This is a genomic window from Sphingomonas citri (genome assembly GCF_019429485.1).
Lineage (GTDB): Bacteria > Pseudomonadota > Alphaproteobacteria > Sphingomonadales > Sphingomonadaceae > Sphingomonas > Sphingomonas citri.
In genome coordinates this window covers 164120-177065 of sequence record NZ_JAHXZN010000007.1, presented here as the reverse complement: position 1 = coordinate 177065, position 12946 = coordinate 164120, and the positions used below count along the sequence as shown (strand labels likewise).

At 69.7% G+C, this 12946-nt stretch carries 16 protein-coding genes and 1 riboswitch; of the genes, 8 read left to right on the top strand and 8 right to left on the bottom strand.

Going from position 1 to position 12946, the window contains the following annotated elements; all coding sequences use genetic code 11:
• Nucleotides 1-26 precede the first annotated feature (26 nt).
• The 4 genes from KZ820_RS17205 to KZ820_RS17190 all read right to left on the bottom strand — a co-directional run bounded on the left by KZ820_RS17205 (nt 27) and on the right by KZ820_RS17190 (nt 2897).
• Nucleotides 27-1448, bottom strand: coding sequence for an ammonium transporter (locus tag KZ820_RS17205; protein ID WP_219749935.1), 1422 nt, complete (start codon nt 1446-1448; stop codon nt 27-29).
• Between the two features lie 11 nt (nt 1449-1459).
• Nucleotides 1460-1798 carry a P-II family nitrogen regulator gene (locus KZ820_RS17200; RefSeq protein ID WP_132908565.1) on the bottom strand — a complete coding sequence of 113 codons (339 nt, stop codon included), beginning with the start codon at nt 1796-1798 and terminating at the stop codon, nt 1460-1462.
• A 347-nt stretch (nt 1799-2145) separates the two neighbouring features.
• Complete coding sequence (locus KZ820_RS17195) at nt 2146-2346, bottom strand: putative signal transducing protein (RefSeq protein ID WP_219749933.1); 201 nt, start codon at nt 2344-2346, stop codon at nt 2146-2148.
• Nucleotides 2346-2897: a pyridoxamine 5'-phosphate oxidase family protein gene (locus tag KZ820_RS17190; protein WP_219749931.1), complete on the bottom strand. Its 552-nt coding sequence runs from the start codon at nt 2895-2897 to the stop codon at nt 2346-2348. The genes KZ820_RS17195 and KZ820_RS17190 overlap by 1 nt, the downstream gene beginning before the upstream one ends.
• Nucleotides 2898-2949: 52 nt before the next feature.
• Between KZ820_RS17190 and KZ820_RS17185 the strand changes: the two genes are divergently transcribed.
• Entirely contained in the window at nt 2950-3195 is a 246-nt protein-coding gene (locus KZ820_RS17185; RefSeq protein ID WP_219749929.1) for a type II toxin-antitoxin system CcdA family antitoxin, read from the top strand.
• On the top strand, nt 3195-3503 hold the full coding sequence (locus tag KZ820_RS17180; protein WP_219749927.1) for a CcdB family protein: 309 nt from the start codon (nt 3195-3197) through the stop codon (nt 3501-3503). The genes KZ820_RS17185 and KZ820_RS17180 overlap by 1 nt, the downstream gene beginning before the upstream one ends.
• A 10-nt stretch (nt 3504-3513) precedes the next feature.
• Here KZ820_RS17180 and tldD read toward each other — a convergent pair whose 3' ends face one another.
• Nucleotides 3514-4929, bottom strand: coding sequence for a metalloprotease TldD (gene tldD / locus KZ820_RS17175; RefSeq protein WP_219749925.1), 1416 nt, complete (start codon nt 4927-4929; stop codon nt 3514-3516).
• 244 nt (nt 4930-5173) lie between these two features.
• A complete protein-coding gene (locus KZ820_RS17170; protein WP_219750004.1) occupies nt 5174-5410 on the bottom strand; it encodes a zinc-finger domain-containing protein in 237 nt (78 codons plus the stop codon).
• 99 nt (nt 5411-5509) lie between these two features.
• Here KZ820_RS17170 and KZ820_RS17165 point away from each other — a divergent pair, with 99 nt between their 5' ends.
• From KZ820_RS17165 to KZ820_RS17140, 6 genes are all read left to right on the top strand, one after another.
• Nucleotides 5510-6451 carry an ABC transporter ATP-binding protein gene (locus tag KZ820_RS17165; RefSeq protein ID WP_219749923.1) on the top strand — a complete coding sequence of 314 codons (942 nt, stop codon included), beginning with the start codon at nt 5510-5512 and terminating at the stop codon, nt 6449-6451.
• A 58-nt stretch (nt 6452-6509) separates the two neighbouring features.
• Nucleotides 6510-8081: a bifunctional phosphoribosylaminoimidazolecarboxamide formyltransferase/IMP cyclohydrolase gene (gene purH, locus KZ820_RS17160; RefSeq protein WP_219749921.1), complete on the top strand. Its 1572-nt coding sequence runs from the start codon at nt 6510-6512 to the stop codon at nt 8079-8081.
• A gap of 127 nt (nt 8082-8208) precedes the next feature.
• Nucleotides 8209-8511: an alkylphosphonate utilization protein gene (locus KZ820_RS17155; RefSeq protein ID WP_219749919.1), complete on the top strand. Its 303-nt coding sequence runs from the start codon at nt 8209-8211 to the stop codon at nt 8509-8511.
• 1 nt (nt 8512) lies between these two features.
• The gene (ung, locus tag KZ820_RS17150; protein ID WP_219749917.1) at nt 8513-9202 is read left to right on the top strand and encodes a uracil-DNA glycosylase; all 690 of its coding nucleotides are present in this window, start codon (nt 8513-8515) and stop codon (nt 9200-9202) included.
• Between the two features lie 42 nt (nt 9203-9244).
• The gene (locus KZ820_RS17145) at nt 9245-9499 is read left to right on the top strand and encodes a type II toxin-antitoxin system Phd/YefM family antitoxin (RefSeq protein WP_183944785.1); all 255 of its coding nucleotides are present in this window, start codon (nt 9245-9247) and stop codon (nt 9497-9499) included.
• A 5-nt stretch (nt 9500-9504) separates the two neighbouring features.
• Nucleotides 9505-9765 carry a Txe/YoeB family addiction module toxin gene (locus KZ820_RS17140; RefSeq protein ID WP_308462263.1) on the top strand — a complete coding sequence of 87 codons (261 nt, stop codon included), beginning with the start codon at nt 9505-9507 and terminating at the stop codon, nt 9763-9765.
• Nucleotides 9766-9805: 40 nt separating this feature from the next.
• On the opposite strand, the gene thiC is transcribed toward KZ820_RS17140, so the two are convergent.
• Together thiC and KZ820_RS17130 are read right to left on the bottom strand one after the other, a co-directional pair.
• Complete coding sequence (gene thiC / locus KZ820_RS17135; protein ID WP_219749913.1) at nt 9806-11665, bottom strand: phosphomethylpyrimidine synthase ThiC; 1860 nt, start codon at nt 11663-11665, stop codon at nt 9806-9808.
• A 38-nt stretch (nt 11666-11703) separates the two neighbouring features.
• Nucleotides 11704-11815: riboswitch (TPP riboswitch) on the bottom strand.
• Nucleotides 11816-11917: 102 nt separating this feature from the next.
• Nucleotides 11918-12931, bottom strand: coding sequence for a ferritin-like domain-containing protein (locus KZ820_RS17130; protein WP_219749911.1), 1014 nt, complete (start codon nt 12929-12931; stop codon nt 11918-11920).
• Between the last annotated feature and the right edge of the window lie 15 nt (nt 12932-12946).

The following is a 12946-nucleotide window of genomic DNA, read 5'->3' as shown; positions in this document are numbered from 1 at the left end:
GGCGTGGGGCGCCGCCCGCGAACTCGTCAGTAATTGTAGGCGCGCTCGCCGTGCTCGTTGATGTCGAGCCCTTCGCTCTCGACCTCGAGCGAGGGACGCAGCCCCATCGTGGCCTTGAGCCCGAGGAACAGCACCGCCGAGACGCCGCCCGACAGCACCAGCGTCAGCACCACCGCCTTGATCTGGGTCCAGACCTGCCCGGCGATGTCGTAGCTGCCCGCGACCGAGGGGAACTGGGTGTAGTCGATCCAGCCCTGGCCACCGAGCGAGGGTGCCGCGACGATGCCGGTCCCGATCGCGCCGACGATCCCGCCGACGCAGTGGATCCCGAACACGTCGAGCGTGTCGTCGTAGCCGAGCTTGTTCTTCACCGTGGTGACGAAGAAGAAGCACACCGCGCTCGCCACCATGCCGAGGATGATCGAGGTCATCGGCGCGGCGAAGCCGGCGGCCGGGGTGATCGCGACCAGCCCCGCGACCGCGCCCGACACGCCGCCGAGCAGCGACGGCTTCTTGTGCACGACCTGCTCGATCACCGCCCAGGCGACCGCGGCGCCAGCGGTGGCGACGAAGGTGTTGATGAAGGCGAGCGCGGCGGCGCCGTTGGCCTCGAGGTTCGAGCCGGCGTTGAAGCCGAACCAGCCGACCCACAGCAGCGAGGCGCCGATCATCGTCATCGTCAGCGAGTGCGGCGGCATCGGCTCGCTCTTGTAGCCGTGACGCTTGCCGATGATGAGGCAGCCGACCAGGCCGGCGATGCCCGCGTTGATGTGCACCACCGTACCGCCCGCGAAGTCGAGCGCGCCCCAGCCGTACAGCAGGCCGGCGTCGGTCGGCGCGTCGGCGAGGAAATCCGGGCCGGCCCAGTACCACACCATGTGCGCCATCGGGAAATAGACGATCGTCAGCCACAGCACGACGAAGATCAGCAACGGGGTGAACTTCACCCGCTCGGCGAAGGCGCCGACGATCAGCGCCGGCGTGATGCAGGCGAAGGTCATCTGGAAGCAGATGAAGGCATATTCGGGAATGTAGACGTTGTTGCTGAAGGTCGCCGCGGCCGAGCCGGGGCCGACACCCGCGAGGAACGCCTTGGAGAGCCCGCCGATGAAGGCGTTGCCGCTGGTGAAGGCGAGGCTATAGCCCCAGCTCACCCAGACGAGGCTGGCGACGCAGACGATCATCAGCACCTGCATCAGCACGCTGAGCATGTTCTTGGTGCGCACCAGCCCGCCGTAGAAGAGCGCGAGGCCCGGCACGGACATCATCAGCACCAGCGCGGCCGAGATCATCATCCAGGTGGTGTCACCCTTGTTGACCATCGTCGCCATCTGCTCGGCACTGGGCGCGCGCACCGGTCCGGCGGCCTGCGCCAGCGCGGGCACCGCGGCCAGCGCCGCGATCGTCGCCACCGCCCCCGCGGCGGCGATCTTTCGTGAAAGTGTCATCCCTTTCCCCCTCACAGCGCGCTGTCGTCGGTCTCGCCGGTGCGGATGCGCACCGCCTGGCCGACGTCGAGCACGAAGATCTTGCCGTCGCCGATCGCGCCGGTGTTGGCGGCGGCCTGGATCGCCTCGACCACGCGGTCGGCAATGTCGCTGCCGCAGACGATCTCGATCTTGATCTTGGGCACCATGTTGGTGCTGTACTCGGCGCCGCGGTAGATCTCGGTCTGGCCCTTCTGCCGACCGAACCCCTTCACCTCCGACACCGTCATCCCCGCCACGCCGACGCCGGTGAGCGCTTCCCTCACCTCGTCGAGCTTGAACGGCTTGATGATCGCTATGACCAGCTTCATCGCGCCCCCTTTGCGTTTACCCGCGGAGACGCTTCGCAAGGCGCGTGCCAGTTGTGGGGGAGATGCTGTGGGAGCGCAGATCGACCGAGACGAGGGCGCCTCGGTTCGTTCCGCCGCCGCGCCACCCTTCGTCATCCCCGCGCAGGCGGGGATCCATAGACACTAGCGTCTCGGCTCTAAGCGCCAGCGTCAGCGTGTCTGGATCCCCGCCTTCGCTGGGACGGCGAGGTGGGTGGTAGAAAGAGGGTGAGGGATCTGGACGTGACGACGTTGCTGGCGAGCGCTTGGCCAAACAGCCCGTTAACCACTGTTAAACTTTTGTGCACCGCCACAGGCGTGCCTAAAAATCAGGCACCCGCCGCCACGAGGCGCGCCGCGGCGAGATCGTCCTCGTCGACCATCACGCGCACCGGGATCAGCAGCCAGCTCCCGTCGGCGATCGAGGCGCCGCCGTCGAACGCGAGCGCGTCGATCCCCTCGGACTCGAGCCGGCCGATGAGGATGTTGGCGAGGTTGCGGTCGTAGCGGCCGAGCTCCACCAGCGCCATCAGGCGGGCACCACGGTCGGGTTGCGCACCGGCAGCCCGTCGATGCTCGCGGTGCGCACCGCATATTTGGCGAAGCGCGCCGTATCGGGGTTGGCGGCGTGGTATTTGTTGAGCGTGGCGCGCTCTTGCTCGAACCTCATGTGCGGCACGCCCCAGCCGCACGAGGTCTGCACCTGCTCCACCGCCACGACGAAGATCTGCCGCGTCCCGGGCAGCAGCGTGAAGCGGGTGGCGAGCGCGCCCCACTCGGCGTCCTGCGGCAGCACCGCGCGTCCGCGTCCGTAGAGGCGGAGGATCAGCGCCGGATTGTCGAAGGCGCAGAACATGATCGTGATCCGGCCGTCGGCGAGCAGGTGCGCGTTGGTCTCGTTCCCGGAACCGGCGACGTCAAGATAAGCGACCGTCGCGTCGTCGAGCACGCGGAACGTGTCCATCCCTTTGGGGCTCAGGTTGATCCGCGCGTCCACCGCGGCGGTGGCGACGAAGAACACCGGCTGGCGCGCGACGAAGGCGCGGTGCTCGGCGGTGAGCGCGGGAAAGAACTCGGCCATGGTGAGCTGGCTCCGGTTTGACGCGCCTGGGGCATGCGCATAATCTACGCGCATGAAGCATGATCGCATCGCCTCGGGCAAGCGCCGATCGGTCAACATGACGATCGACACCGGCGTCGTCGCCGCCGCGCGCGAGGCGGGGATCAACCTGTCGCAAGTGGCCGAGGCCGCGATCAGAGAGGCTGCACAGGCGGAGCGCAGCCGTCAGTGGCGCGAGGACAATCGCGAGTGGATGGAGGCGAACAACAAGTGGGTTGAGGAGAACGGCCTGCCGCTGGAACGCTATCGTCTGTTCTAATGGCCAAGTTCGACGTCTACGAGACGACGCATGGCGGGCTCGTCCTCGATTGCCAGGCCAACGTGCTGAGCGGGCTCAACAGCCGCTTCGTCGTGCCGCTCAGCGACGACCCGGGTCACGAGACGCCACGCGGGCGCCCCGATCGCCGGCTCAACCCGCGCTTCCAGATCGACGGCCACTCGTACACGATGCTCACACATCTTGCCGCCGCCATACTCACCACGGAGCTGCGGTCATGCCGCACGTCGTTGGCGGCGCACGATTACGAGATAGGCGCCGCGCTCGACATGCTGATCTCCGGCTGCTAGCGCCGCACGCTCACGCCGTCCCGCCGACCGTCAGCCCGCCGATCAGCAGCGACGGCTGGCCGACACCCGCGGGGACGCTCTGCCCGCCCTTGCCGCACATGCCGACGCCCTCGTCGAGCGCGAAGTCGGTGCCGACGCCCTGCACCTTGGTCAGTACGCTCGGCCCGTCGCCGATCAGCGTCGCGCCCTTGATCGGCGCGCCGATCTTGCCGTCCTCGACCAGATAGGCCTCGGTGCAGGAGAAGACGAACTTGCCCGAGACGATGTCGACCTGCCCGCCGCCGAACGACTTGGCGAAGATGCCGCGCTTGACCCGCGAAAGCAGCTCGGCGGGATCGTCCTGCCCCGCCTTCATGAAGGTGTTGGTCATGCGCGGCATGGGCGCGTGCGCGAAGCTCTCGCGGCGGCCATTGCCGGTCGGCGCCACGCCCATCAGCCGCGCGTTGAGCCGGTCCTGCATATAGCCGCGCAGGATGCCGTCCTCGATCAGCAGCGTCTCGCTCGTGGGCGTGCCCTCGTCATCGACGGTGAGGCTGCCGCGGCGGTCGGGAAGCGACCCGTCGTCGACGATCGTCACGCCCGGCGCGGCGACCCGCTCGCCGATCCGTCCCGAGAAGGCGCTGGTGCCCTTGCGGTTGAAGTCGCCCTCCAGCCCGTGGCCGATCGCCTCGTGGAGCAGGATGCCGGGCCAGCCCGCGCCGAGCAGCACGGTCATCTCGCCCGCGGGCGCGGCGACCGACTCGAGGTTGACCAAAGCCTGCGCGAGCGCCTCGTCGATCGCGCGATGCCAGGTCGCGGGATCGAGCAGCGTGTCGTAGAGATAGCGCCCGCCCAGACCGAAGCTGCCGGTCTCGCGACGGCCGTTCTGCTCGGCGACGATCGAGACGTTGAGCCGCACCAGCGGGCGCACGTCGGTGGCGACGAAGCCGTCGGGGCGGACGATCTCCACCACGCTCCACGTCCCCGACAGCCCGACCGAGACCTGCGCCACGCGCGGGTCGCGCGCGCGCGCGGCAGCGTCGATCGCCTGGCACAGGGCGACCTTGTCGGCGAAGGGGACGAGATCGAGCGGGTCGGCGTCGGTGTAGCGGCGCTGGTTGGTGCGCGCGGGCGCGGCGGCGCGCGGCTGCATCGAAGGATCGATCAGCCGCATCGTCGCGGCGGCGCGCTCGATCGCGGCGGCGCTGAGCTCGTTGGCATGCGCGAAGGCGGTCATCTCTCCGGAGACCGCGCGCAGCCCGAAGCCGGCGTGGGTGTCGTAGCTCGCGGTCTTGAGCCGGCCGTCGTCGAAGCCGAACGCCTCGGCGCGGCGATATTGCAGGTAGAGCTCGCCGTCGTCGGCGCGGTCGAGCGCGGCGGCGGTGAGCCGCAGCGCCGCGTCCGGGTCGAGCGAGTCGCGGTAAAGGAAGGAGCGCGGGTCTGTCATCGTGCCAAGATAGGGGCGCGGGCGGTCCGGCGCCACTCATGAGGCGGGGTGGGAGTAGCGGCTTATCGATCCTCCCCTGCAAGGGGAGGTGGCGGCGCGTCAGCGCTGACGGAGGGGTGACCCAGCCCGCGAGGATGGCGCCACTCGCCACCGGCGACACCCCTCCGTCACGCCTTCGGCGTGCCACCTCCCCTTACAGGGGAGGATCCCGGAAGTGATCCAACCGTCCGCGCAACATGTCCGCTTACTGCGGGCTGGCGCCCTCGGCGATGTCGGGCAGCTGCCCGTGGTCGGCGCCGTCCGCAGGTCCGCCGATCAGCACGAAGCGGCGGTCGCAATAGCCGCAGTCGACATAGCCATGCTCGTCGATCTGGAGCCACACGCGCGGGTGGCCCAGCGCGGCGCCGCCGGGGATGTCGCTCGCGCCGTCGCAGGCGACGCGGGGTTGCGAGACGCGGACGAGTTCGGGCGGCGGCAGCATGGCCGAGGCGATTAGCAAGCGCCGCCGCCCGAGACAATCCCGCCGCGTCCGCGCCATGCAGGATTGGCAAGCCCCGCGCGCGCGCCTACCTCCGCGCGCATGACCGACGCCGCCATCGCCATCCGGGACCTGTGCAAGACCTACGCCGGGGTTGGCGGCGCGCCGGGCAAGCGCGCGCTCGACGGGGTCAGCTTCGAGGTGCCGCGCGGCTCGATCTTCGGGCTGCTCGGCCCCAACGGCGCGGGCAAGTCGACGCTGATCAACATCCTCGCCGGGCTGGTCAACAAGACCAGCGGCAGCGCCGAGATCTGGGGCTTCGACATCGACGCGCACCCGCGCAACGCCAAGGCCTCGATCGGGATCGTCAACCAGGAGATCCTGTTCGACCCCTTCTTCACCCCCGTGGAGACGCTCGAGATCCAGGCCGGGCTGTACGGCGTGCCCAAGAAGGAGCGGCGCTCGATGGAGCTGCTGCGCGCGGTCCACCTCGAGGACAAGGCCAACGCCTACGCCCGCACGCTGTCGGGCGGGATGAAGCGGCGGCTGATGGTGGCCAAGGCGATGGTCCACGCGCCGCCGGTGCTGGTGCTCGACGAGCCGACCGCGGGCGTCGACATCGAGCTGCGACAGCAACTGTGGACCTATGTCCGCAGCCTCAACGACGCTGGCGTGACGGTGGTGCTGACAACGCACTATCTCGAGGAGGCCGAGGAGCTGTGCGATCGCATCGCCATCATCAGCGGCGGCCGCGTCATCGCCAACGAGCCGACCGCCGAGCTGGTCGGCAAGGCGCAGGAGAAGGTGGTCGCGGTCACCGTCGACCGCGACGTCGCGGTGGTGCCCGAGAACGCCTGCTTCGGGAAGATCGCGCTCAAGGGCACGCGCACGCTCGAGATCACCTACGCCAAGGATCGGGTGAACGCGGGCGAGGTGCTGGGCGCGGTGCAGGCCGACGGCTACGGCATCGTCGACGTCTCGACCAAGGAGGCCGACCTGGAGGACGTGTTCCTCAACCTGACGCGCGCGGCGAGCGGGCGCTAGCGGCCATCCCCCGCACGGACGCTTGAGCCACCGCGCCCGCCCGCGTAAGCGCGCGCGCATGAGCATCATCCCGATCCGCCGCGCGCTCCTGTCCGTCTCCGACAAGAGCGGCATCGTCGACCTCGCCACCGCGCTCGCCGCCAAGGGAGTAGAGCTGGTCTCGACCGGAGGTACCGCCAAGGCGCTGCGCGACGCCGGGCTCGACGTGCGCGACATCAGCGACCTGACCGGCTTCCCCGAGATGATGGACGGGCGCGTCAAGACGCTCCACCCCAAGGTGCACGGCGGGCTGCTCGCGGTGCGCGACGACGCAGCGCACGCCCAGTCGATGCGCGAGCACGACATCGGCGCGATCGACCTCGTCGTCGTCAACCTCTACCCGTTCGAGCAGACCGTCGCCAAGGGCGCGGCGCGCGACGAGGTGGTGGAGAATATCGATATCGGCGGCCCGTCGATGGTGCGCTCGGCGGCGAAGAACCACGCCTTTGTCGCGATCGTGACCGATCCCGCCGATTACGCGCTGGTGGCGCGCGGCGAAACCGACCTCGCCGAGCGGAAGATGCTCGCCGCCAAGGCCTACGCGCTCACCGCGGGCTATGACGGCGCGATCGCGCGCTGGTTCGCCGGGACCGACCAGGGCGAGACGTTCCCCGCGACCCTGCCGTTGACCCTGCGCCGTGCCGGCGAGGCGCTGCGCTACGGCGAGAACCCGCACCAGCAGGCCGCCTTCTACGCCGCGTCGGACGGCGTCGCGGGCATCGGCCAGGCCCGGCAGGTCCAGGGCAAGGCGCTGAGCTACAACAATTACAACGACGCGGACGCGGCACTGGAGCTGATCGCCGAGTTCCGCGACGCGGGGCCGACCTGCGTCATCGTCAAGCACGCCAACCCGTGCGGCGTCGCCACCGCCGCGACGCTGGCCGAGGCCTATCAGGCCGCCTTCGCCTGCGACACGGTGAGCGCGTTCGGCGGCATCATCGCGGTCAACCGCACGCTCGATCGCGCCACCGCCGAGGCGATCACGGGCATCTTCACCGAGGTGGTGGTCGCGCCCGACGCCGACGAGGACGCGCTGGCGCTGTTCGCGGCGAAGAAGAACCTGCGGCTGCTGCTCACCGGCGCCCTGCCGGATGCGCGCCGGGACGGGCTGACCGCCAAGTCGATCGCGGGCGGCTGGCTGGTCCAGTCGCGCGACGGGGGTGCTGTGGCGCGGGCCGATCTCAAGGTGGTGACCAAGCGCCAGCCGAGCGAGCAGGAGCTCGCCGACTGCCTGTTCGCCTGGACGGTGGCCAAGCACGTCAAGTCCAACGCGATCGTCTATGCCAAGCATGGCGCCACCGCGGGCGTCGGCGCGGGGCAGATGAACCGGCTCGAGTCGGCGCGGATCGCGGCGTGGAAGGCCAAGGACGCCGCCGACAAGGCCGGCTGGGCCGAGCCGCGCACGATCGGCTCGGCGGTCGCGTCGGACGCCTTCTTCCCCTTCGCCGACGGGCTGATGGCAGCCGTGGAGGCGGGCGCCACCGCGGTGATCCAGCCTGGCGGCTCGATCCGCGACGAGGAGGTGATCGCCGCCGCCGACGCCGCCGGGCTGGCGATGGTGTTCACCGGGATGCGCCACTTCCGCCACTGAGATGGTGGGGCATGCGTGCTAGCGCGCCCGTGTTCCTGCGCACGCAGGAACCCAGGATCACGGAGCGCGACGCCCGCGGCGCTGGGCTCCTGCTTCCGCAGGAGCACGACCGGTACAAGGACCGAGCATGAGCGACGACGCGTACGTGTACGACGAGGAGAGCGGCGAGTGGGTCAGCGCCGCCGCGCTGGCGGAGAAGGAGGCCGACGCGGCGATGGTGGAGGTGCGCGACTCGGTCGGCAACCTGCTGTCGGACGGCGACCAGGTGACGCTGATCAAGGACCTCGACGTCAAGGGCGCGGGCCAGACGCTCAAGCGCGGCACGTTGATCAAGTCGATCCGACTGACCGGCGACGCGCAGGAGATCGACTGCAAGTTCGACGGCATCAAGGGGCTGGTGCTGCGCGCCGAGTTCGTCCGCAAGCGCTGAGATGAGCTGGCCGCCGCGCCTCGACCCGAGCTGGGGGGCGCCGCTCGCCGCGGCGCTGGCCTGCCCGACTATGACGGCGCTGCAGGCCTTCCTGCGCGACGAGGCGGCAGCGGGCAAGGCGATCTTCCCGCCCGCGGCGGCGCGCTTTCGCGCGCTTGAGCTGACGCCTTTGTCGGCGGTGCGCGTCGTGATCCTGGGGCAGGATCCGTACCACGGGCCGGGTCAGGCACATGGTCTGGCCTTCTCGGTGCCGCCGGGGGTCAAGCCGCCACCGAGCCTCGTCAACATCTACAAGGAACTGGCGAACGACCTCGGCGCCGCGCCGCCGCGTGACGGCTCACTCGAGCATTGGGCGCGGCAGGGCGTGCTGCTGCTCAACACGGTGCTGTCGGTGGAGAGCGGTCGCGCCGCCTCGCACCGCGCGCGCGGCTGGGAGGCGTTCACCGACGCGGTGATCCGCGCGGTCGCGACGAAGGAGGAACCGGTGGTGTTCCTGCTGTGGGGCGCGCACGCGCAGGCGAAAGTAGGGCTAGTGCGCGCCGTGGACGCGGCGGGGCGCCACTTGGTGCTGTGCGCGCCGCATCCCTCCCCGCTGTCGGCGTACAAGGGCTGGTTCGGCGCGCGGCCGTTCAGCCAGGCGAACGCGTTCCTGGAGGCGCGCGGGCGGGGGCGCATTGCCTGGTCAGCTTGAGCACGCGTTGCAGCTTTGTACAGAATATTGTACGCCGCGGGCATGGAAACGCTCACCGTGTCCGAGACCCGCGCGAACCTGAAGGCCGTGCTTGACCGGGTGGTCGCTGATAAGGCGCCGCTGCAGATCGTTCGGCCAGCCGGCGAGGGTGTGGTGCTGGTGGCGCAGAGCGAGTGGGAAGGCATGCAGGAGACCATGCACCTGCTCTCCTCCCCGGAGAACGCGAGGCGGCTGCTGGAGGGGATCGGGCGCTTCACTGCTGGCGAGGGCGAGGAGCACGAGTTGCTCCGTCCTTGAGGATCGTGTTCGATCGCGACGCGTGGCTCGACTATGTGGCGTGGCAGAACGAGGACGCCGCGACGGCACAGCGGATCAACGCGCTGGTCGAGGATGCGAGGCGCCATCCCTTCGCGGGGCTCGGCAAGCCGGAGCCGCTCAAGCAGAGCCTCAGGGGCTGGTGGTCACGACGGATCAGCGGCGAGCACCGGCTGGTCTACCGGGTGAGCGGTAGCGGTGCGACACAGGCGCTCGAGATATTGAGCTGTCGCTACCACTACCGATGAGACCGTCCCGCGGTCGGAGGAGGTCCGGCCGCGGATAGCATCAGTCGTGCTCGCGCCCACCCGCGCCGACGTACACCTCCCCGCCCGTCTCCTTGAACCGCTCGCTCATCGCCGCCATCCCCGCCTCGGCGTCCTCCGCGGCGACGAAGCTCGCCACCGGCGCGTTCTGCTTGGCGGCGAAGTCCCGAACCTCCTGCGTGATCTTCATCGAGCAGAACTTGGGCCCGCACATCGAGCAGAAATGCGCCGTCTTCGCCCCCTCCGCGGGCAGCGTCTGGTCGTGGTACGACTCGGCGGTGTCGGGATCGAGCGACAGGTTGAACTGGTCGCGCCAGCGGAACTCGAAGCGCGCCCGCGACAGCGCGTCGTCGCGCAGCTTCGCCGCGGGGTGGCCCTTGGCGAGGTCCGCCGCGTGCGCCGCCAGCTTGTACGTCACCACGCCGACCTTGACGTCGTCGCGGTCGGGCAGCCCCAAATGCTCCTTGGGCGTGACGTAGCAGAGCATCGCGGTGCCGTACCAACCGATCATCGCCGCGCCGATGCCCGAGGTGATGTGATCATAGCCCGGCGCGATGTCGGTGGTGAGCGGCCCGAGCGTGTAGAAGGGCGCCTCGCCGCACGCCTCGAGCTGCTTGTCCATGTTCTGCTTGATCTTGTGCATCGGCACGTGACCGGGGCCCTCGATCATCACCTGCACGTCCTGCGCCCAGGCGCGCTTGGTCAGCTCGCCGAGCGTGTAGAGCTCGGCGAACTGCGCCTCGTCGTTGGCGTCGGCGATCGCGCCGGGGCGCAGGCCGTCACCCAGCGAATAGGCGATGTCATAGGCCTTCATGATCTCGGTGATCTCGTCGAACCGCTCGTACAGGAACGATTCCTTGTGATGCGCCAGGCACCATTTCGCCATGATCGAGCCGCCGCGCGAGACGATCCCGGTGACTCGCTTGGCCGTCATCGGGATATACGGCAGCCGCACGCCGGCATGGATGGTGAAATAATCGACGCCCTGCTCGGCCTGCTCGATCAGCGTGTCGCGGAAGATCTCCCACGTCAGCTCCTCGGCGATCCCGCCGACCTTCTCCAGCGCCTGGTAGATCGGCACCGTGCCGATCGGCACCGGCGAGTTGCGGATGATCCACTCGCGCGTGTCGTGGATGTTGCGCCCGGTGGAGAGGTCCATCACCGTGTCGGCGCCCCAGCGGATCGACCAGACGAGCTTGTCGACCTCGCTCGCGACGTTCGACGCCACCGCGCTATTGCCGATGTTGGCGTTGATCTTGACCAGGAAGTTGCGCCCGATCGCCATCGGCTCGCTCTCGGGGTGGTTGATGTTCGACGGGATGATCGCGCGCCCGCGCGCCACCTCGTCGCGGACGAACTCGGGGGTGACGTAATCGGGGATGGCGGCGCCGAAGCTCTCGCCGTCGCGGACGTACGCGGCGAGCATCTCGCGCCCGAGATTCTCGCGCGTGGCGACATATTCCATCTCGGGCGTGATGATGCCGCGCCGCGCATAGTGCATCTGGCTGACGTTGGCGCCGGCTTTGGCGCGCAGCGGGCGCTTGTTGACGTTGGGAAAGGGCTGGACGCCGCCCGAGCGGTCCGGGCCGAGCTGGCCATTGTCCTCGGGGCGGATCTCGCGCGCGTCATAGCGCTCGACGTCGCCGCGCGCCTCGATCCAGGCGGTGCGGCGCGCGGGCAGGCCCGCCATGATGTCGATCGCCGCCGCCGGATCGGTGTACGGGCCGGAGGTGTCGTAGACGTTGAGCGGCGGCTCGCCGCAGCCGGGCTCGAGCTGGATCTGCCGCATCGCCACGCCGAGCGGGCCGACGTGGATCTTGCGCGAGCCGCGGATCGGGCCGGTGGTGACACCGATCTCGGTGCGGGCGGGGACGTCGGCCATGCGTCTTCTCCTCTCATCGCGGGGGAAGACGGTTGGCCCGGGGGACGCCGCTCCACTCCCTACGCCGGTGTCAACCGGATCAGGTTCGGCGGGTCGAGGGCTGCTACCCTCCTCTCAACCGCGGCATCGGCGGTCCCCCGGGGAAGGCTCCGTCATAGCCGGATCGAGCGGACAAGCAAAGGGCCGCGTCCGGCTGGCGGACGCGGCCTTCGCTCGCTCGCTGCGGCCCCGAGCAGAGCGGGGCCGGTCGTGTCAGGCGGTAGCGCCCGACGTGCGCAGCGCCTCGATCGAATTGTTCGTCCCCGCCGGGAAGAAGCCGCCGCCGATCCCCGCCGTGGTGCGCAGATAGGCGATGTTGTGCACCTGCGCCGACGAGCGACTGTAGGCGATCGCGTTCGAGTCGGCGGGCACCAGATTGGCGGTGCCGTCGCTGTTGGCGATCCCGGCGTCGAGCGTGGCGCTACCGTCGAGCGAGTCGCGTGCCGTGGCGATCGCGTTCGCCGCCGCGCGCGCGGTCTCGCCACGCGAGAACAGCTCGGTGCGGATCAGCCCGGCGTGATAGGCCTCCGCCGCCAGGATGCCGGCGGCGGCCTCGAGATAGGTCGCGCTGGTGATCAGCGGCGACGCTCCCTTGTAGGCGGAGACGCCGACGTCCTCGAACAGGAAGGCCGCGAGCAGGAAGTTCTGATCGCTCTCGTAGGGGTCGAAGGTGCCGCTCGTCTTGTCGACCAGCCCGGCGGCCCGCGCCGCGGCAGTGAAGGCACCGGTGGCGCCCCCGTCGATGTTGATCGCTGGCTGCGCGATCACCAGCGTCGATCCCGCCGCGGTGAGCACCGCGCGCAGCGCGGTGACGTGCGCGATCTCGTCGCCCGCGATCTCGCGCGCATAGGACGCGATCACCGGGTCGGTGAAGGTCACCTGGCGGCCGCCGGTGACGTCACCGCGCGTACCGACCGCGCCGGTCAGGCTCGCGTCGGGCAGCCGCCGGCCGAACGCCGCGATCGAGTAGAATTGCGCTTCAAGATATTCGAGGTTGAGTGCGAGCTGGAGGATGCCGACGTCGGTGGCGACTCCGCTGGTGCTCGGCGTCGGGGTAGGCGACGGTGTCGGCGTTGGCGAGTCGTCGTCGTCGTTGCCGCAGGCGGACAGCAGGCCGAGCCCGCCGGCCGCGGCGGCACCGGCGCCGGCGAGCTTGAGGAAGCGGCGGCGCTCGGCACGCCGCTCGTTGGCGAGCTCGAGCGCGGCGAAGACGGAATCCTTGATCATGATGACGGTCCCTCT

Coding starts and splice junctions, on each gene's coding strand:
- KZ820_RS17205 (WP_219749935.1), bottom strand. CDS start 1,448: ATGACACTTTCACGAAAGATCGCCGCCGCGGGGGCGGTGGCGACGATC.
- KZ820_RS17200 (WP_132908565.1), bottom strand. CDS start 1,798: ATGAAGCTGGTCATAGCGATCATCAAGCCGTTCAAGCTCGACGAGGTG.
- KZ820_RS17195 (WP_219749933.1), bottom strand. CDS start 2,346: ATGGCGCTGGTGGAGCTCGGCCGCTACGACCGCAACCTCGCCAACATC.
- KZ820_RS17190 (WP_219749931.1), bottom strand. CDS start 2,897: ATGGCCGAGTTCTTTCCCGCGCTCACCGCCGAGCACCGCGCCTTCGTC.
- KZ820_RS17185 (WP_219749929.1), top strand. CDS start 2,950: ATGAAGCATGATCGCATCGCCTCGGGCAAGCGCCGATCGGTCAACATG.
- KZ820_RS17180 (WP_219749927.1), top strand. CDS start 3,195: ATGGCCAAGTTCGACGTCTACGAGACGACGCATGGCGGGCTCGTCCTC.
- tldD (WP_219749925.1), bottom strand. CDS start 4,929: ATGACAGACCCGCGCTCCTTCCTTTACCGCGACTCGCTCGACCCGGAC.
- KZ820_RS17170 (WP_219750004.1), bottom strand. CDS start 5,410: ATGCTGCCGCCGCCCGAACTCGTCCGCGTCTCGCAACCCCGCGTCGCC.
- KZ820_RS17165 (WP_219749923.1), top strand. CDS start 5,510: ATGACCGACGCCGCCATCGCCATCCGGGACCTGTGCAAGACCTACGCC.
- purH (WP_219749921.1), top strand. CDS start 6,510: ATGAGCATCATCCCGATCCGCCGCGCGCTCCTGTCCGTCTCCGACAAG.
- KZ820_RS17155 (WP_219749919.1), top strand. CDS start 8,209: ATGAGCGACGACGCGTACGTGTACGACGAGGAGAGCGGCGAGTGGGTC.
- ung (WP_219749917.1), top strand. CDS start 8,513: ATGAGCTGGCCGCCGCGCCTCGACCCGAGCTGGGGGGCGCCGCTCGCC.
- KZ820_RS17145 (WP_183944785.1), top strand. CDS start 9,245: ATGGAAACGCTCACCGTGTCCGAGACCCGCGCGAACCTGAAGGCCGTG.
- thiC (WP_219749913.1), bottom strand. CDS start 11,665: ATGGCCGACGTCCCCGCCCGCACCGAGATCGGTGTCACCACCGGCCCG.
- KZ820_RS17130 (WP_219749911.1), bottom strand. CDS start 12,931: ATGATCAAGGATTCCGTCTTCGCCGCGCTCGAGCTCGCCAACGAGCGG.